Consider the following 18,322-nt stretch of genomic DNA (forward strand, 5'->3'; position numbering starts at 1 on the left):
ATATAAAAGGGTGATCGGTAATGAAAAAAAATATTCCATCTGTTCTGGGTAAGGTTACCGCGGGAATGGGTTTACTGCTAATTATTTCTAGTCCTTCATTTGCGGTAAATAATCCTGTACCTCCTCAAATAGAGGCAAAATCTTATGTATTAATGGATTACAATAGCGGAAAAATTCTGGCATCGGAAAAACCTGATGAGCGTTTAGATCCCGCAAGTCTGACAAAAATCATGAGTAGTTATGTGGTTGGACAAGCCATCAAAGAAGGGCGGATGTCGCCAGACGATATGGTGATTGTAGGGCGCAATGCATGGGCAACAGGTAATCCGGTATTAAAAGGTTCATCATTGATGTTCTTGAAACCGGGTGATCAGGTCAAAGTTATTGATTTAAATAGAGGTATGGTCATTCAATCAGGTAATGATGCTAGTATCGCATTAGCTGAACATGTTGCGGGTAGTCAGGAAACCTTTGTGGATTTAATGAACTCCTATGCCAAAAATCTCGGTTTAACCAATACACATTTTAAAACAGTCCATGGATTAGATTCTGACGGGCAATATACAACAGCGCAAGATATGGCACTGTTAACAGCGGCTATGATCCGTGATGTACCATCAGAATACGAAATACATAAAGAAAAAGAATTTACATTCAACAATATTCGTCAGCCAAACCGCAATCGTTTATTGTGGAATAAGAATATGAATGTTGATGGCGTGAAAACCGGTCACACGAATGGTGCTGGATATAACCTTGTATCTTCAGCAACTGAAGGTGATATGCGCTTAATTGCGGTTGTTTTAGGAACTCCATCAGATAAAGTCCGTTTTGCTGAAAGTGAAAAATTATTAGGTTGGGGTTTCCGCTTTTTTGAAACGGTAACACCAGTTAAAGAAAATACACCACTAACAACACAAAAAGTATGGTATGGCGATAAAGGTGAAGTGGCTTTAGGTGTAGCTAATGATGCTTCAATCACTATTCCTAAAGGTGAACTGAAAAATTTAAAAGCCTCGTTTACTTTAACCAATCCAGTATTAGAAGCACCTTTAACGCAAAATCAGGTTGTGGGTACAGTTAACTTTTTATTAAACGATGAAGTCATTGAACAACGTCCTTTAGTGGTAAAAGAAGCGGTTGAAGAAGGTGGTTTCTTTAGTCGTATCTGGGATTTTGTGGTTAAAACAGTATCTGGCTGGTTCAACGCTATTTTTGGTTAATTTATCAATAATAGTTTTATCAACGCGTTACTGAGATTTCACCCATAAAGAAAGACTCGTTGTTGTTTTTGTACAAAAAATCCGTAATTGAAATACGATTACGGATTTTTTTGTATTTAATGAAATAAAGAGATTGCACACTTTAGCGTTTATATAAGTCCATCAATCTTCCCTTGATTATCAACATTTACGGCAATGGCCGCTGGTGTTTTCGGTAATCCAGGCATAGTGGTAATAGAGCCTGTCAACACAACAACAAAACCGGCACCTGCTGAAACATACACTTCACGCACATTTATCGTAAAATCAGTAGGGCGACCTAATAACGCGGGATTATCTGAGAGTGAATATTGTGTTTTTGCCATACATACAGGGAAATGGCCGAACCCCATATTTTCTATTTTTTCCAACATATTGCGAGCATGTTGGCTATAGGTCACACCATTTGCTCCATAGATCTCTTTTGCGACAGTATTAATTTTTTCATTAAGCGAGGCATTATCAGGATAAATTAATTGAAATTGGCTATGCTCATTTTCAAGTGTATCAATGACTTGATTTGCTAATTCAATACCGCCTGCGCCTCCTTTTTCCCACACTTTTGTAATTGCAAATCGACAATCTCTATCTAGACAAAATTGCTCTATAAACTGATGTTCTGCAACACTATCAGTAATATAGGCATTAAGTGAGATAATCACAGGTAAGCCATATTTTTTTAGGTTTTCAATATGTTTTTCTAGATTTACAATTCCTTTTTCAAGCGCAACTAAATCTTCATTATTCCATTCGCCTTTACCTAAACCACCGTTGTATTTTAGTGCTTTTGTCGTCACAACAATCACTGCACAATCTGGGCGTAACCCACTCATTCGGCATTTTATATCAAAGAATTTTTCAGCACCTAAATCAGCGCCAAAACCAGCTTCCGTAATAGTGATATCAGCAAGTTGAAGGGCTAATTTTGTTGCTCTCACACTATTGCAACCATGAGCAATATTAGCGAATGGGCCACCATGAATAATTGCAGGCGTATTTTCGAGTGTTTGCACTAGATTAGGGTTAATAGCATCTTTTAACAAACTGGCCATTGCGCCAACAGCTTGTAAATCGTTGGCAGTGACAGGGTTGCCATTGTAAGAATAAGCAACAATGATCTGAGAAAGCCTTTGCTTTAAATCTTGAATATCCTCAGCTAAACATAGAATTGACATAATTTCAGAAGCAACAGTAATAACAAAGTTATCTTCTCTTGTAATACCGTCTTTTTCGCCACCCAATCCCACAACAATATTTCGTAAAGCGCGATCGTTCATATCCATACAACGTTTAAACACGATTTGCTTGGGATCGATATTTAAAGGATTACCTTGATAGATGGAGTTATCAAGCATGGCGGCCAGTAAATTGTTTGCTGACGTAATTGCATGAAAATCGCCAGTAAAATGAAGATTAAGATCTTCCATTGGTACAACTTGAGAATAACCCCCTCCGGCGGCCCCCCCTTTAATACCAAAACAAGGGCCTAATGAGGGTTCGCGTAACGCGATAATGGCACTTTTTCCAATATGGTTAAGGGCTTGCCCTAATCCAACGGTGACGGTTGTTTTACCTTCGCCTGCGGGGGTAGGATTAATTGCTGTGACTAAAACGAGTTTTCCTGTTTTTTTTGTAGCAACTTTAGACCAAATGCTGTGGCTAAATTTAGCTTTGTATTTGCCATAAAACTCGATATCATCTTGATCAATATTTAAATTTTTAGCGATATCTTGAATTGGTAAGAGGTGTGCTTCTTGGGAGATTTGAATATCTGATTTCATTTTAGTTCTCTTTTTTATCCCGTTTCTGATGTCTCTAGTGATCTTTACTCATCAACTGTAGCCAAGGATCTAAATAAGGCCAATAGATTGATTAAGTTGTAATTATTTTCTATTCGATAACGTGTTTATCGTCACACCCTTTAAATAATTTTTGTAACAGACTCCTATCTTTGACATTTTGCTACTTATATTGAGTAAGATTTTTTTTCAATATCGAGTTTTCTTCTACACGTATTTTAACTAAGGATGATAATTTAATCTCATCCAAAAAAGATGTTCAAAGAGAAGAGCATCATCCTTTATTTTAGATAATAATAAAAAAGGCGCTGATATCAGCGCCTTATCCATTATAAATATCTGTATTTCGGACTCTCAGGTTTAGTCACAAGAAATTTTAATGGCTAATCCACCTTGAGAGGTTTCACGATACTTAGCATTAATGTCTTTACCTGTTTCGTACATTGTTTCAATGACTTTATCTAAACAAATACGAGGGTCGCTGACACGACGCAAAGCCATACGAGATGAGTTTACGGCTTGTACGGCTGCGATAGCATTACGTTCAATACAAGGAACTTGTACTTGTCCTGCAACTGGGTCGCAGGTAAGCCCTAAGTTATGCTCCATTGCAATTTCTGCAGCAATACAAACTTGCTCTGGGCTACCGCCTAAAAGCTCAGTTAATGCACCCGCTGCCATTGAACAAGCAACACCTACTTCGCCTTGGCAACCTACTTCAGCGCCTGAGATAGATGCATTCATTTTGTAAAGAGAACCAATAACACCTGCGACTAAGAAAAAGCGAGTATAAGAATTTTCATTTACAGGACGAATGAATTTATCGTAGTAAGAAAGTACAGCAGGGATAATGCCACATGCTCCGTTTGTCGGTGCTGTTACAACACGTCCACCAGCCGCATTTTCTTCATTGACGGCAAGGGCAAACATATTGATCCAGTCAACAACAGTCATAGGATCGGTTGTGGTTTTATCTTCTGTTACTAACATACGGCGTAATGCAGAAGCACGGCGCGGTACGCGTAATGGTCCAGGTAATAAGCCTTCGGTATTAACACCACGCTCAATACCGGACTTCATCACTTCCCATACGGCACCGAGATGAGCAGAAATTTCTTCTTTACTGCGCAATGCTAATTCGTTTTGCATCACTAATGCAGATAAAGAGAGGCCTGTTTCTTTACAGTGGCGACGTAAATCAGTCGCATATTGATAAGGATAAGGGACTTGAACCGTATTTTCTTCAGGTTGACCAAAATGCTCTTCATCAACAATAAAACCACCGCCAATAGAATAATAGGTTTTTTTTAATAGAACCTGTTCACCATTATAAGCGGTGATGGACATGCCATTCTCATGGAGGGGTAAATTGCTTTTATGAAAATTCATACCACCATCAACAGGGAAATCTACTTCTTTAATGCCATTTGCTAGCATTAAGCGACCGGTTGCTTCCACTTGTTTAATGAACGGTGTAATAGAATCTATATCAACAGTATCGGGTAAGTTTCCTGCTAATCCCATAATAATTGCCGTATCAGTGGCGTGACCTTTACCGGTTAAAGATAAAGAGCCATAAACATCAACGATAACGCGGGAAACAGAAGAGAGAAGGTTTTTTTCAGCAAGGATATCAACGAATTCTTTCCCAGCTTTCATTGGGCCTACGGTGTGTGAGCTTGAAGGACCGATACCAATTTTAAAAATATCAAAGACGCTAACCATAATATTCGCCTCCCTAATTAATTAAAGGCGCAACTGTGTGATTATTAGAGTGATAAGTGTCAGTTTTGAAGTCTAAATCTGTAATGGCTACTTCCTTTTACGAAAGTAGCCATTAGATGCCTTATTAGCCCATGAAAGAGTTAATTAAGCTATAGAAAACTGCTGAGATTGCGATAAGACCCATGATTACAACGAATACGTTGCTGATATGGCCTTCGTATTTCTTCATCGCTGGTACTTTGCGGATTGCATACATAGGCATCAGGAACAGTAACATTGCGATAATTGGGCCACCTAATGTTTCAATCATACCTAAAATGCTTGGGTTTAATGTTGCAACGATCCACGTTGTAACCAGCATAAACAGTGCAGTGATTTTGTTTAAACGATCTTTTTCGATTGTTTTACCTTTTTCACGCAGTGATTTGATGATTAAACCGTTGAAACCTTCACGAGCACCTAAGTAGTGACCTAAGAAAGATTTAGTGATCGCAACGAAAGCAATAAATGGAGCAATATAAGCAATAACGGGTGCTTCAAAATGGTTAGCTAGGTAAGACAGGATACTGATGTTCTGTGCTTTTGCTTCTGCTAAGTTTTCTGGTGTTAAGCTAAATACACAGCTAAACACGAAGAACATAACAGTGATAACCATCATAATGTGAGCATAAGCTAAAATGCGTGAACATTTTTTCTCAGCGTTTTCACCGTATTCTTCTCGTTTTGCAACAGCAAATGCAGAGATAATAGGCGAGTGGTTGAAAGAGAACACCATAACTGGGATAGCCAACCATAGTGTGACTAACAGACCTTGGCCCATACCTGATGTTGTTGCGTGATCAAAAGAGAGCGTATCAAGGATAGCACTATTCCACTCAGGAATAAGATACAGCGCTAAAACCATCAATACTGCAACAAATGGGAACACTAACACGCTCATTGCTTTAACGATAGCTTGTTCACCAAAACGAATAATCGACATGATACCAAGGATCAGTACCAGTGATAAAATTGCACGAGGTGGTGCAGACATGTGCATTTGGTTCACAATAAAGCTTTCTACTGTATTGGTGATAGCAACACTATAAACCAATAAAATAGGATAAATAGCAAAGAAATAGAGCAGAGTAATCAGTTTACCTGCTGTTTTACCAAAGTGTTCTTCAACAACTTCAGTGATATCTTCACCTGGGTTTTTACCTGATAACACAAAGCGAGCCATACCGCGGTGTGCAAAGAAGGTCATTGGGAATGCAAGAACTAACATAATCAACAGAGGAATTAATCCACCAATCCCTGCGTTGATAGGTAAAAATAGAACACCAGCACCGATAGCCGTACCGTATAAACCTAACATCCATACTGTATCTGACTTACGCCATGCTTTGTAATCACCTTGGGTGTTACCCGATGCGATAGAACCAGCTTTGGTTGTATCCATAATACTCTCCGAAATAACGCGGTAAAAAATAATGAATAAAAATAAGTGTGCGATTTTATTTCTTATCAGAAAAAATCACGACATAAATTTAATTATGAATAAATGAGTGCATTGAGTACCTGGTGTTATCTCAATATCTTCAATTACCACATACTAAAATCTTTAAATTTCAAAAGAATTAGACTCTTTTAAAATTTGAAAAAATATTCGATAAGTTTATATCCAGACTTAAGAGGTGCAGAATATAGTGTTTTTCAGGATAAACTACCGTGATCACCATCTCAAATGCTAAATATAACTGAAAAACCTAAAAATGTAACATTTTTTATATTTTGTGTTTTCAGAGGGGGTTTTTAAAACATTTTGAAATACTTTTCCATTTTTAATTGGTATTAAAAATAAATCTAAATACCTAAATGTTCATATGTTAATGATTAAATTCAGGCTTTTTTATTTCTTATGAAATAAATGATTTAAATCAATTGAGTTATTTTTGTTCACAATCAAAACATTATATTAACATCGTATGTTATTGATATATAAGAATTAATTATTTTATTTTATTTGTGTATAAAACTAGACAAAAGAATATAAAAATAAGGGAATACGATTATTTATTAATGATTTTACTTTATTCTATGAAATAAATATAACAATAACTCAATCATAAGTAGAATATTGTTTATTATTACGGCAATAAATTTGTTAATAAATGAGTTTGATACATTACTATATAGCGAATATAAAAACTTCATTTTGATTAAAATAACAACATATTTATTTTTGGACAAATAATATAATAATAGAGGATATTTTTATTTATATATTAATATATCGAAGTGGAAGTTTACTTAAGTTAAATATAAAAAGACCACAATAAATGTGGTCTTTTTTAATGTAAGAAAGGTTAGGCTTTTGTCCAACCTTTACGAATAGGATAAGCAAAACAGAGCTGATAAAGCTGTTGTACCCATTTTTGGAGTATATCGCCGCCTTTAGACCAAAAGATCTGGCTTAAACCACAAGACAGTAGTGCAACGATAAATGCGCCTACCATATCGATTGGCCAATGCACACCAAGGTAAATACGAGCCCAAGCAATCGCTAGTCCTAAACCCAGCATAATATAACCAATACGTTTACTGTTATGCCAAAACAGATAAGCTAAGGCAATGGTAAAAACAAATGTACCGTGGTTGCTAGGGAATGAAGGTGTTGCATCATGGTCAAGGAAGTTATGGCCAATATTAGCGGCAAACGGGCGTTCATGAGGGGCGATTGCACCAATCAGCCAAGAAATAGAGAGCGCAATACCCAAAGATACAGCTGCTTTACATGCTAATGTTCTTTGCTGGCTAAGATATTTTTCATTACCCCATAGCCAATAGAACGCTAAAGAGAGCGGAAAAAGATAGACAAGATACTTAGCAATAATAACCGCCATGCCAATTTCGAAAGGTGATGCTGCAGGTGTTGCATTCATCATTGAAAATACGGCTAAATTAAGTTGTTCCAGCAAAGTAAGCTCCATACATGTCGTGCTGATAAGCGATGTTTATGATACATAATACGCAAGTTTTCAAGGGTAAATGAGGGAGTAATAGGGGTAAAGTGTTTTTTTCTTATTTAATTGTGCTTTTTTTAAAAGATTTGTCAGTTTTAGCTCAAATTGACCAAAAACACGCTTAAAAAGAGTATTACGCTTACCGTATTGCTCTCACATTGCTCTTTTTCTTATCTTCAATGAGGAATAAATAAATGTGGCTCCAAAAAAATATTGTACTTAATGCCAAGCCAAGAGGGTTTCATTTAATTACACAAACATTGATCCAAGAATTACCCGAACTAAGACAATACAAAATCGGAATTGCTCACTTTTTTATTCAACATACTTCAGCTTCATTGACGATAAATGAAAATGCCGACCCGACAGTACGAAGTGACTTTGAAAGCTTCTTTAATCAAAGTGTAAAAGAGAATGAAGATTACTATCTTCATACTTATGAAGGTAGTGATGATATGCCAGCCCATATAAAAAGTAGCTTACTTGGGCAAAGCGTCACTATTCCTATTAGCCAAGGTGAACTTAATTTAGGAACTTGGCAGGGGATTTATCTCGGGGAGCACCGTGATCGTGGTGGGCGTCGTCGTATTATAGTGACATTGCAAGGTGAGTGTTATTAGATTGCAGGCAATAAAAAACCCGACAGTTATTTCACCAAAGGGGTTGAAACTATCGGGCTCCTCAATATTTGGGGACATCAAAGAAAAGCAGTGGCACTAATTCAGACTCCGGGTTAGACAGAAAGTTCTCTGACTAATGAAAAAAAATAGAATTATTTTTTGGAAAGAGGGGAATATAAAGAGATAATGAATGAAATAAAAAAGGAAAAGCGCTAAAACATATTGAATATTAAGCTGTTTTAGCGCTTTTTAATTAGTTGTAGATGCCTAAATTTTCTTTAGCATATGCTTCAAAATCTGTGCAACCACCAATGTGTTTCTCATCAATGAAAATTTGTGGCACAGTTTCAACTTCTTTACCGACGGTTTTAGATAAATCAGCTTTTGTAATTCCTTCAGCTTGGATATCTACATAGCGGAAATCAAAATCGTCACGTTTTTCAGCCAGAGTTTCAGCCAGTTGTTTAGCACGTACACAATATGGGCAACCCGGACGACCAAAAATAACAACAAACATACGACACTCCTTATTGAGGAAATAAAATTCAGGCATAATAGTCTTTATTGTTTGATACTATGCCCTTTTATTAGACTAAACAAAAACAGTTATTGCCTTTTAGTGTAATAAATTATACCAATTTGCCGAATAATGAGATAGGACTGCGATACAGCATTTAGCGGAGAAAATATGGAAAAGCCTTCTAAACGGGATATGAAATCACTGTCTGATATGCCAAAACCCATCATAATCATAGAGATCGTGGGGATTATTTTATTAGTAGTTGCTTACTTATATATCAATCAATATATCACCTCTCCGCAGTGGTTAGGCACCTACACAGGGCAATTAACTCTGATTGTTCTAGGGGTTATCTGTATGATCCCACCTTCTATTCATATTGTATGGCGGGCGATTTATCGTTTAACGTTTTTAGGTATTGATAACAATCTTGCGAATAATAAAAAGAAAAAAGAGAATAACAAAGAATAGCGTACTGTTTTTTCTCAACAAAGCATGAAAAACTAAGAAAACCCAATTTGTAAATTGGCTTAATTTTCTTAGTTTTTCTATTTATTAGTGCCTTCAAGATAGAAAAAGTGGCAAAATAGCCTCAATGCCAAAAGGCACTCTTTTCTTTAGCGCGTAAAGGTTATTTGAATGAACGCTGTTGTTACCCCCGATCTGGATCAGCTAAAATCTTGGCTTGATGAACTACAGATTGCTTATTATGAATGTGACTCTTGTCAGGCGTTACATTTACCACATCTTCAATATATCAGCGGCATATTTGACGCTAAAATTGATATTCTTGAAGATGTGCTTGTATTTACCGCTATCGCTGAATTAAAACCCTCAGCAATAGTGCCTTTAATGGCCAATCTTAGCCAAATTAATGCAAGTTCTTTGTTTATTAAAACATTTTTAGAAATTAGTGATGAAAACTTACCTAAATTAGTATTCTGCCAGTCATTCCCTGTTGCTGCGGGGATCTCACTGAATCAGTTTGATCTGTTCTTACAAAAAGCAGAAGAACAATCGGCTGAAGTTGTCAGTGAAATTTTTAATAATGGTTTCTTGTATGGTGAAAAACAAGAAAGCGAAAATGAAGAAGATGAAGAAGAAGTTGAAATAAGTAGTTCATCAACGGACTCCTCCTATACTGTACATTAATATTAATCTCCATAACGGTCTCAAAATCTTATGCAATGCGCACGATTTAGTGCGGGTGATTGTCATTCTTGTGAATGGCTTTCTCTTGCTTATTCTGAACAAATCAAGAAAAAACAGCACAGCTTATTAGCATTACTACCTGAAAATTATTCTTTTGATAAATTAGCGCCTGTTGAAAGCCGACAAGCGCAATTTCGTAACAAAGCTAAAATGGTAGTTAGTGGCAGTGTTGAAAAACCAGTATTAGGCCTAAAAACACGAGAGGGTGTGGCCGTCGATTTATGTGAATGTCCTCTTTATCCTGACTCATTTGTACCTATATTCCCGATTTTAAAAACATTTATAGCGATAGCAGGATTAGTACCTTACGATATTGAGCGTCGTCGTGGCGAACTTAAGTTTATTTTATTAACCGAAAGCAGAAGCAATGGCTCGATGATGTTGCGTTTTGTTTTGCGTTCAGAAAAAAAATTAGAACAACTTTATAAAGCACTTCCGTGGTTACAAGAACAATTGCCTCAATTAGCTGTTATCTCTGTGAATATTCAACCTATTCATATGGCTATTCTTGAGGGTGAAAAAGAGATTATTCTGACTGAAAAAACATTTTTAGATGAATCTTTTAATCAAATTCCATTACATATTCGCCCTAGAGGTTTTTTTCAAACTAATCCAGAGGTCGCTTCATCACTTTATGCAACGGCAGGTCGTTGGGTAAGAGAATTAAATATCTCACATTTGTGGGATATGTTTTGTGGATCAGGAGGTTTTGGATTGCATTGCGCAGATAAATCAACCCAATTGACAGGAATTGAGATCAGTCCTGAAGCAATAGAATGTGCGCGTTTATCTGCTCATGAATTAGGATTAGAGCATGTTGAGTTTCAAGCCTTAGATTCAACAGGTTATGCATTAGCTAAAGAGTCAGTACCTGAATTAGTGCTTGTTAATCCGCCAAGACGGGGGATCGGTGAGGCACTGTGTGGCTATTTAAATAAAATGAAACCTCGCTTTATTCTGTACTCTAGTTGTAATGCTCAAACCATGGCAAAAGATATCCAGCAACTTTCTCATTATCGTATTGATAGAGTGCAGTTGTTTGATATGTTTCCTCATACTGCTCACTATGAAGTGCTTACATTATTGGTATTACAAGACAGTTAAGATATTCATTACAAAATAGGTAATGGGTGTTAGTATAAATAAGTATTTAACGCTCGATGGATAACATCGGGCGTTTTCTTTTTTGATTAGATAGGCATTCTATTTTATGCAGAATTTAAAAGCGTTGTTATTAGTGATGGTGCTATTAGGGCCATTAGGGATCGATCTCTATTTACCGACCATACCTGCTATTGCTCAAGACTTAGAAAGTAGTGAATCCCTTATTCAATCGACTATCGCTTTATTTATTTTAGTGTTGGGGATAGGGCAACTTATATCAGGGCCTTTGGTGGATAGGTTTGGTCGTAAACCTATCGCTATTGTTGGGATCTTTATCTATATTGTAGGTTCTATTATTGCTACGATCTCAACAGACTCAACACTTTTTATTATTTCACGATTATTACAAGCGTCTGCGGTGTGTTGTACTTCCGTTGTGGCTTTTACCTGTGTTCGTGACTGCTTTAATGGTAATGATGCTGCTCGTGTTTTCGGCTTTTTAAATGGTACTTTAAATATTATTCCCGCACTCGCACCCTTATTAGGTGGATTATTGGCTGAGTATTGGGGGTGGCGCGCACCTTTCGGATTTTTAATTTTCTATTCAGTATTTGTGCTAGTTTTGATCACTCGTTTCTTACCTGAAACTAAGCCTGAAAATACAGCTCAATCAAAACAGAAATTAGGTAAAACATACCTTGAGATTTTGTGCAGTAAACGTTTTTTAACTTTTGCCCTAGTGAATGCAGGCACAATGGGAATGGCATTAACTTATGTTTCATTTGCCCCTATTGTTTTGATGAATGATGCGAAACTATCACCGCTGATTTTTTCCATTGTTTTTGGTGTAAATGGTTTTTGGATAATGTTTGTTAGTTTTTATGTAAACCGTGTGATCCACCGTGTTGGCAGACCAATTTGTTTGATCTTAGGAGGCGGATTAATGGGATTAGGCAGTGTGAGCTTGTTATTAAGCTTAATGTTTATTCCTGCTGGAATACAAAACCATTGGCTGATTTATATGCTCCCTGTAGCAAGTGCTTGTGCCGGATTAGCCTTTATTATGGGGCCTGCGACAAGTTATGCACTTGAGCCATATTCGCAAACGGCAGGTATTGCCTCTGCTTTAGTTGGTTTTATTCAAATGGCAGGCGGTGCTGCTTTTGGTTTAACGGCACTGGCATCACCAGTACAACCTAAATTAGCGTTAGCCGTTGTCATGTTAATTGGGAGCTTGTTGGCATGGAATGCATATCGAGTAAGCCATAAAGAAGCATCAATAGAAAAGCTGGCGACACAAGAATAGAGCCATTATTTGCTATTATTTATTCAGCAATAAAAAATACCCCAGAGTGAAAAAATTCTGGGGTGTTTTTTTATCGGCAGCTTGGTTTACGTATTTTTAATTACGATGTTCAAACTCTAAGGCTTTTTTCTCAATCAATCTCATTAGAAGTGTCAGTATTCCGTTGATGCCTAAATAAATAATGCCTGCAGCAACAAAGACCATCACATCATAACTTTGACCAAATACTTGCCGGCTATAACCAGTTAATTCAAGCAAAGTGATCGTACTGGCGAGTGAGGTACTTTTAAATATTAATACAACTTCGTTTGAATAGGATGAAAGCGCACGTTTAAATGCATAAGGCAATATTACTCTTGCCGTTTGCACTGGTGACATACCTAATGCTTGGCAAGATTGCCATTGTCCTGAAGGAATAGCTCTTACTGCACCATAGAAAAGTAAGGTTGAATAAGCGGCACTATTTAATGCTAATGTGACCATGGCACAAAACCAAGGTGTTGATAATAACTCCCAAATCATAGGGAATTTTTGCAACACAGGAAATTGTCCCGGGCCATAATAGATTAAGAAAAACTGCACTAATAACGGTGTACCGGTAAATAAGGTGATATATGCCTTTACAATTTGAGTAATAACAGGTGTTTTTAATGCCAAAATAAATGTCATTAAAACTGAAAGTGTAAATGCTACCAATAAAGCCACTAATGTTAATGACAAGCTGGTTGGTAATCCCGGTAAAATATCAACAATATAATCCCACATTATGAGGCACTCCGTTCAAATCGAGTTGTTCTCATTTCTAACCATTTCAGGATATATTGACTGACCAGCGTAATGGCTAAATAAATCAGTGCAACAATACTATACCAAGTAAAAGGTTCTTGGGTTCTATTAGCTATACTTTGTGTTTGTAACATTAAATCATTAACACTGATTAATGAGACTAAAGCCGTATCTTTTAATAAAACTAACCACTGATTACCTAAACCGGGTAAAGCATGACGCCACATTTGAGGCATAATAAAGCGGAAGAAAATAGTAATCCGACCCATACCTAATGCTTGGCCGGCTTCCCATTGGCCTGTTGGTACAGCTTTTAAGGCGCCACGTAATGTTTGTGAAGCATAAGAAGCATAAAGAAGTGAAAGGGCGATAACACCACAATAGAAAGGTAGAGATTCAGTATCACCAAAATCTATTTGTAAGGTGAAAGAACCTAATTCAATGCCATCCATTAAGATCATGACACCTTGTAAGGTGCCATAATAGACAAAAAGAACCACCAGCATTTCTGGTAGTCCTCTGATTAGTGTTACCCAGCATGTTCCTAAGAAAGCAAAGGCTTTCCATCTCGCGGATTCCCATGCTGTAAACAACATGGCGAGAACTAATCCGATGATAAGAGCAGAAATAGCAAGTGAGACCGTAGTAACGGCCGCACCTGCTAGAGTTGTTATTTCATTCATTTATTAAGCTATTATTGTTATTCAAACCATTTTTTATAAATGACATCATAAGTGCCATCAGCTTTTACTTCAGCTAATGCTTTGTTCAATTTATCTTGTAAATCAGCATTGCCTTTTCTTACTGCGATCGCAAGGCCTGTACCAAAATAGTTAGGATCTGCAACTTTATCGCCTACAATACCTAATTCAGGATTTTTTTTCAGCCATTCATTTACAACTGCAGTGTCACCAAAGATAGCTTCAATACGACCATTTTTAAGATCTAATACTGCATTTTGGTAACTGTCATAAGGAACAGTTTTCATTTCTTTGTGTTGCTCATTGATGAATTTCTGATGGGTTGTCCCATTCTGAACACCAATTTGTTTGCCTTTTAAGCTAGCAACATCAGAGATTTTGCCTGTTACTGTAATAAATACAGCGGAGTTATCATAGTAAGAATCCGTGAAATCAACTTGTTTTTGACGCTCAGGCGTAATATCAATACCCGCCATTAATGCTTCAAAACGACGGAATTTCAGACTTGGAATTAAGCTATCAAAAGACTGATTGGTAAAGGTACAATCTGCATTAATTTTTGCACACATTGCATTAGCGAGATCAACATCAAATCCTACAATTTGGTTATTGGCATCAATCATTTCAAAGGGCGGATATGTTGCTTCAGTGGCAAAACGGATTGTCTCTTTCTCAGCCGCAGTTGCAGAAAGTGTAATACTGGTCAGAAGTGCTGCAAATAATATTTTTTTCATTGTCTGATCCCGATTTAGTGTGACAAGTAATTAGCAAAAGCTTCCGTTTGTGGAGCTGTGAAACGATAGTTATCACCTTGCTCTATAATACGGCCGTTTTCCATATATACAACTTTGCTCGCGGCTTTGCGTGCAATTTCAACTTCATGGGTCACAATCACTTGTGTAATACCCGTTTCAGAAAGCTCTTTAATAATATCAACAACTTGAGCTGTAATTTCAGGATCTAATGCCGCTGTCGGTTCATCAAATAAGAGAACTTGAGGCTCCATCATTAATGCTCTTGCAATGGCAACACGTTGTTGCTGTCCACCCGATAAATGTAGTGGGAAGCGTCCTGCATAATCACTTAAACGTAAACGCTCAAGTAACTTCATCGCTTTTTCTTTAGCTTGCGGTTTTGATAAACCTAATACACGACAAGGTGCTTCAATTAAATTATCAATAACTGTCAAATGTGGCCATAAATTATATTGTTGAAATACCATGCCTACATTTTGGCGTAATGAACGAATTGCCTTTGCGTTAGGCTGTTGGCTAAAGTCAAAATGTAGACCCGCAATTTCTAATTCGCCTGAACGTGGCATTTCTAATAAATTAAGAACTCTCATTAATGAGCTCTTACCTGCACCGCTTGGCCCTAATAGAACCATTGTTTCACCAGCAGAGCATTCCAGATTAATATCATAGAGTGCTTGGTGCGAACCGTAGAAACAATTTATGTTTTTTAATTGAATACTCATGCGTTTTTTCTGAATAGTCATTAACTGGTTCAAATAATAAAACGGTAAGAATAATTATGCAACTAAAACTGCATAATAAAGTGGTTTTTTTACGTAAAAATGGGTAATAAGGCTATTTTTTTTCACTGTTAGGTGAATTTTTATCCAGTTTGTAAGCGTTAGTACTTATCGTTTTAGCCATACCTTTGAAAATAAATAAGTGTGCAGGCATCATCGCAAACCAATAAAGTAACCCACTAAAACCGGCAGGATGCCACCAAGCACGAACATCGATTGAGCGAAGATTGCCACTATCATGGATAGTAAAAGAAAGTCGACCTAAACCGGGTGCTTTCATCCCAAATAATAAGGTAAGTTGTTTTTCTGGCTCTAGTTTGATCACTCGCCAGCCATCAATCATATCACCAAGCTCTAATGTGTCTCTGGGCGGTCGGCCATAAGTCACTTTATTTCCGACTATATCATCCATGATGGCGCGGGTTTTCCATAGCGCGTTACCATAAAAGTAGCCTTGTTCACCGCCAATCTGTTGTACTGTATGCCAAAGAGATGCAGCGCTAGCGGGTGTTGAGACAGTACAACCTGCATTTTTAGGGTAATAACCGTACCCCGGTTTCCAGCGATTACGAACCGCTGGAGAATATCCCCAATCCTGATTATCTAAAGCTGCTTCTTCATCAGCCAATGTTTCTTTTACTGCGTCATCAAATTTAATTAGGGATTGAGGAATAAGTTCGCGTAAAGGAGCATCGTTGGCTGGAAGATCATGTTTTAACCCTTGAATAAGCTCTTTAGCAATGGAAGTTGGTACGGACGTTATCATACTGATAAAGCCCGCAGAAATAAGACTGCCCGGCATAGGTAAGGGGATCAATACACGCTTTTTCCCTGAAATTTTAATAAAGCGCTCAAAAAGAGTTTGATAGCTAATATATTCGGGGCCACCAGCATCAAAAATACGATGTTGATGTGTGGGATGATGGATAATTTCTGTTAAATAGTGAATTAAGTTTTTTAAGGCAATAGGGGAAGATTTTGAACGAACCCAGCGCGGGGGCGTAAGAATAGGGAGGTTATAAACCATATCACGCATAATTTCAAAGGCGGCGGAGCCTGGGCCGACAATCATTGAGGTACGAATTTCAGTCACAGGGATCGCACTCGTTCTTAATACCTCACCTGTGAGTTTTCGGGCAATGAGATGGGGAGAATATTGCTGATCTTCATGTTGTAAGGCACTTAAAAAGATAATTTGTTTAACTTCTGTACCTTCTAATGCGTCTACAACATTAATTGCCGCTTTACGCTCTTGTTCAACTAAATTATGTGCATCGCCCATGCTATGGACAAGGTAGTACACGATATCAGTATCATGCATGACTTTGCTTAAGGTTTCTGGATTGTGCAAGTCCACAAAAATACAGCGTGTATTTTCCCAACCTTGAGACATCATCCAGTCAACTCTGCGCGCTCCCGCAGTGACTTGATGACCTTGTTTTATCAGAGCTGGAATAAGATTTTGACCAATATGACCACTTGCACCAAGTACTAATACACGCTGTTGATTCATTGTTAATCCACTGTAAAAAGAGAACGTTATTGTTCTATTGTTACTGATTTTTCTATGAAGTAAAGAAAGCCATTAATATTGGGGTGATTAAACTTAACACAAATCCATGCACAATAGCCGCAGGCACAATGGCAACACCACCACTTCTTTGTAAAACAGGTAACGTAAAGTCCATGGAAGTTGAACCACAAATCCCTAATGCTGTATTTCTATAACGATTAACAATGATAGGTATAAGCATAATTGCCGCTAATTCACGCATTAAGTCATTGAAAAACGCAGTACTACCAATAACAGGACCAAATGCATCGGTAAGTACAATCCCAGATAAAGAGTACCAACCATATCCAGATGCAATGGCTAATCCCATTTTCATTGGTAATCCTAGTAAATAAGCAGCTAAAGCACCACCTGCAAGCGCACTTACCCCCATGACGACAGCAACGGTTGTTCCTCTGCGGTTAATTAAAATTTGTTTTGGGCTCATTCCGCTATTACGCAATTGTAATCCGACTAACCACAGCAAGAAGATAAGTGCACCTTGGCTGGCATGAGATGCATAATGAAAAATTGACCAGCCTGTTAAGCCAACAAAAAAACCGACAACAACGACACCGCATAATTGTAACGATTCAAGAACCATTTTTATGCGTGATGGTGGCTTAGATTGCTTATGTGCAGGGACATGCCAAGGATCTTTTTTATCCAACAACCATAAAAATAGTAAATTTGCACCAAAGGTACATAAAAAGAAAACGCTGGCATAAGCAAGAATAGAGACTAAATTTTCACCAATATTATCTAACATGGCTAAACTGACGCCCATTAGAAATAGGATAACATAGACCATCGCACTAAGTAGGCGATTTGCCAAATGAAGTAATGGGCGATTGTTTAACTTAATCAAATACCCTACAAAAAGTGGAAGTAGGATAATCAATAACCCTGATAACATTTCTATTCCTTACTGAGTGCACTCAAATTATAAAATAAACTAATAACGTGACTTGTATTATAACATTTACTTATGTTGTTGTGGATACAGAAGCTGAGATAAATCTAAAATTTTTATTGAAGGCATGAGCCTAACATGTTTATCGATAAGTGGCTTTAATTGTTTGAAAAGTGAACGATTTGGGTATATATCGAATAGTTGAGTAAATTTTATTACGACACTCTTTAACTGTGATTTAATGAAAATATTCATTAAATGAAATTATTGGCAGATTAAGCAT

17 protein-coding genes are annotated in these 18,322 nt (G+C 37.2%); 6 read left to right on the forward strand and 11 right to left on the reverse strand.

What is annotated here, in order from left to right:
* The first annotated feature begins 20 nt into the window (after positions 1-20).
* Entirely contained in the window at positions 21-1,223 is a 1,203-nt protein-coding gene (locus ABN217_RS05490) for a serine hydrolase (RefSeq protein WP_072069705.1), read from the forward strand.
* A 149-nt stretch (positions 1,224-1,372) separates the two neighbouring features.
* On the opposite strand, the gene ABN217_RS05495 is transcribed toward ABN217_RS05490, so the two are convergent.
* From ABN217_RS05495 to ybjG, 4 genes are all read right to left on the reverse strand, one after another.
* Positions 1,373-3,043, reverse strand: coding sequence for a formate--tetrahydrofolate ligase (locus ABN217_RS05495; RefSeq protein ID WP_349439410.1), 1,671 nt, complete (start codon positions 3,041-3,043; stop codon positions 1,373-1,375).
* A gap of 378 nt (positions 3,044-3,421) precedes the next feature.
* Complete coding sequence (locus ABN217_RS05500) at positions 3,422-4,786, reverse strand: L-serine ammonia-lyase (RefSeq protein WP_349439411.1); 1,365 nt, start codon at positions 4,784-4,786, stop codon at positions 3,422-3,424.
* Positions 4,787-4,910: 124 nt separating this feature from the next.
* Positions 4,911-6,227, reverse strand: a complete 1,317-nt coding sequence (locus tag ABN217_RS05505) for an HAAAP family serine/threonine permease (RefSeq protein WP_072069703.1) — start codon at positions 6,225-6,227, stop codon at positions 4,911-4,913.
* 907 nt (positions 6,228-7,134) lie between these two features.
* Entirely contained in the window at positions 7,135-7,746 is a 612-nt protein-coding gene (gene ybjG, locus ABN217_RS05510; RefSeq protein WP_072069702.1) for an undecaprenyl-diphosphate phosphatase, read from the reverse strand.
* A gap of 239 nt (positions 7,747-7,985) precedes the next feature.
* Here ybjG and ABN217_RS05515 point away from each other — a divergent pair, with 239 nt between their 5' ends.
* On the forward strand, positions 7,986-8,411 hold the full coding sequence (locus tag ABN217_RS05515) for a secondary thiamine-phosphate synthase enzyme YjbQ (protein ID WP_115350946.1): 426 nt from the start codon (positions 7,986-7,988) through the stop codon (positions 8,409-8,411).
* 253 nt (positions 8,412-8,664) lie between these two features.
* Here the strand turns inward: ABN217_RS05515 and ABN217_RS05520 are convergent, their stop codons facing one another.
* Positions 8,665-8,928, reverse strand: a complete 264-nt coding sequence (locus ABN217_RS05520) for a GrxA family glutaredoxin (protein WP_036938187.1) — start codon at positions 8,926-8,928, stop codon at positions 8,665-8,667.
* Positions 8,929-9,099: 171 nt separating this feature from the next.
* On the opposite strand from ABN217_RS05520, the gene ABN217_RS05525 reads away from it, so the two are divergent.
* The 4 genes from ABN217_RS05525 (at position 9,100) to ABN217_RS05540 (ending at position 12,553) form a co-directional block, all read left to right on the forward strand.
* Positions 9,100-9,402, forward strand: coding sequence for a YbjC family protein (locus ABN217_RS05525; protein ID WP_072069700.1), 303 nt, complete (start codon positions 9,100-9,102; stop codon positions 9,400-9,402).
* 168 nt (positions 9,403-9,570) lie between these two features.
* Positions 9,571-10,083 (forward strand): type III secretion system chaperone family protein, encoded by a 513-nt coding sequence (locus ABN217_RS05530; RefSeq protein WP_072069699.1) that lies wholly within the window; start codon positions 9,571-9,573, stop codon positions 10,081-10,083.
* Positions 10,084-10,113: 30 nt separating this feature from the next.
* Entirely contained in the window at positions 10,114-11,247 is a 1,134-nt protein-coding gene (rlmC, locus tag ABN217_RS05535) for a 23S rRNA (uracil(747)-C(5))-methyltransferase RlmC (protein ID WP_349439412.1), read from the forward strand.
* A 106-nt stretch (positions 11,248-11,353) separates the two neighbouring features.
* Positions 11,354-12,553, forward strand: a complete 1,200-nt coding sequence (locus ABN217_RS05540; RefSeq protein ID WP_349439413.1) for a multidrug effflux MFS transporter — start codon at positions 11,354-11,356, stop codon at positions 12,551-12,553.
* 96 nt (positions 12,554-12,649) lie between these two features.
* Here the strand turns inward: ABN217_RS05540 and artM are convergent, their stop codons facing one another.
* From artM to ABN217_RS05570, 6 genes are all read right to left on the reverse strand, one after another.
* Positions 12,650-13,318 carry an arginine ABC transporter permease ArtM gene (gene artM / locus ABN217_RS05545; protein WP_196553355.1) on the reverse strand — a complete coding sequence of 223 codons (669 nt, stop codon included), beginning with the start codon at positions 13,316-13,318 and terminating at the stop codon, positions 12,650-12,652.
* The gene (gene artQ, locus ABN217_RS05550; protein ID WP_072069696.1) at positions 13,318-14,022 is read right to left on the reverse strand and encodes an arginine ABC transporter permease ArtQ; all 705 of its coding nucleotides are present in this window, start codon (positions 14,020-14,022) and stop codon (positions 13,318-13,320) included. Before artQ ends, artM begins: the two co-directional genes overlap by 1 nt.
* A 17-nt stretch (positions 14,023-14,039) precedes the next feature.
* Positions 14,040-14,774, reverse strand: a complete 735-nt coding sequence (gene artJ, locus ABN217_RS05555) for an arginine ABC transporter substrate-binding protein (RefSeq protein WP_023581291.1) — start codon at positions 14,772-14,774, stop codon at positions 14,040-14,042.
* A gap of 14 nt (positions 14,775-14,788) precedes the next feature.
* Entirely contained in the window at positions 14,789-15,517 is a 729-nt protein-coding gene (gene artP, locus ABN217_RS05560) for an arginine ABC transporter ATP-binding protein ArtP (protein ID WP_072069731.1), read from the reverse strand.
* A gap of 112 nt (positions 15,518-15,629) precedes the next feature.
* The gene (locus ABN217_RS05565) at positions 15,630-17,087 is read right to left on the reverse strand and encodes a DUF2867 domain-containing protein (protein WP_196553354.1); all 1,458 of its coding nucleotides are present in this window, start codon (positions 17,085-17,087) and stop codon (positions 15,630-15,632) included.
* A gap of 52 nt (positions 17,088-17,139) precedes the next feature.
* Positions 17,140-18,042, reverse strand: coding sequence for a LysO family transporter (locus ABN217_RS05570; protein ID WP_072062825.1), 903 nt, complete (start codon positions 18,040-18,042; stop codon positions 17,140-17,142).
* Between the last annotated feature and the right edge of the window lie 280 nt (positions 18,043-18,322).

It is taken from the genome of Proteus sp. fly-1067 (genome assembly GCF_040139345.1).
GTDB lineage: Bacteria > Pseudomonadota > Gammaproteobacteria > Enterobacterales > Enterobacteriaceae > Proteus > Proteus vulgaris_B.

Coding starts and splice junctions, on each gene's coding strand:
- ABN217_RS05490 (WP_072069705.1), top strand. CDS start 21: ATGAAAAAAAATATTCCATCTGTTCTGGGTAAGGTTACCGCGGGAATG.
- ABN217_RS05495 (WP_349439410.1), bottom strand. CDS start 3,043: ATGAAATCAGATATTCAAATCTCCCAAGAAGCACACCTCTTACCAATT.
- ABN217_RS05565 (WP_196553354.1), bottom strand. CDS start 17,087: ATGAATCAACAGCGTGTATTAGTACTTGGTGCAAGTGGTCATATTGGT.
- artQ (WP_072069696.1), bottom strand. CDS start 14,022: ATGAATGAAATAACAACTCTAGCAGGTGCGGCCGTTACTACGGTCTCA.
- artJ (WP_023581291.1), bottom strand. CDS start 14,774: ATGAAAAAAATATTATTTGCAGCACTTCTGACCAGTATTACACTTTCT.
- ABN217_RS05570 (WP_072062825.1), bottom strand. CDS start 18,042: ATGTTATCAGGGTTATTGATTATCCTACTTCCACTTTTTGTAGGGTAT.
- ABN217_RS05540 (WP_349439413.1), top strand. CDS start 11,354: ATGCAGAATTTAAAAGCGTTGTTATTAGTGATGGTGCTATTAGGGCCA.
- ABN217_RS05515 (WP_115350946.1), top strand. CDS start 7,986: ATGTGGCTCCAAAAAAATATTGTACTTAATGCCAAGCCAAGAGGGTTT.
- rlmC (WP_349439412.1), top strand. CDS start 10,114: ATGCAATGCGCACGATTTAGTGCGGGTGATTGTCATTCTTGTGAATGG.
- artM (WP_196553355.1), bottom strand. CDS start 13,318: ATGTGGGATTATATTGTTGATATTTTACCGGGATTACCAACCAGCTTG.
- ABN217_RS05500 (WP_349439411.1), bottom strand. CDS start 4,786: ATGGTTAGCGTCTTTGATATTTTTAAAATTGGTATCGGTCCTTCAAGC.
- ABN217_RS05525 (WP_072069700.1), top strand. CDS start 9,100: ATGGAAAAGCCTTCTAAACGGGATATGAAATCACTGTCTGATATGCCA.
- ABN217_RS05530 (WP_072069699.1), top strand. CDS start 9,571: ATGAACGCTGTTGTTACCCCCGATCTGGATCAGCTAAAATCTTGGCTT.
- ABN217_RS05520 (WP_036938187.1), bottom strand. CDS start 8,928: ATGTTTGTTGTTATTTTTGGTCGTCCGGGTTGCCCATATTGTGTACGT.
- artP (WP_072069731.1), bottom strand. CDS start 15,517: ATGAGTATTCAATTAAAAAACATAAATTGTTTCTACGGTTCGCACCAA.
- ABN217_RS05505 (WP_072069703.1), bottom strand. CDS start 6,227: ATGGATACAACCAAAGCTGGTTCTATCGCATCGGGTAACACCCAAGGT.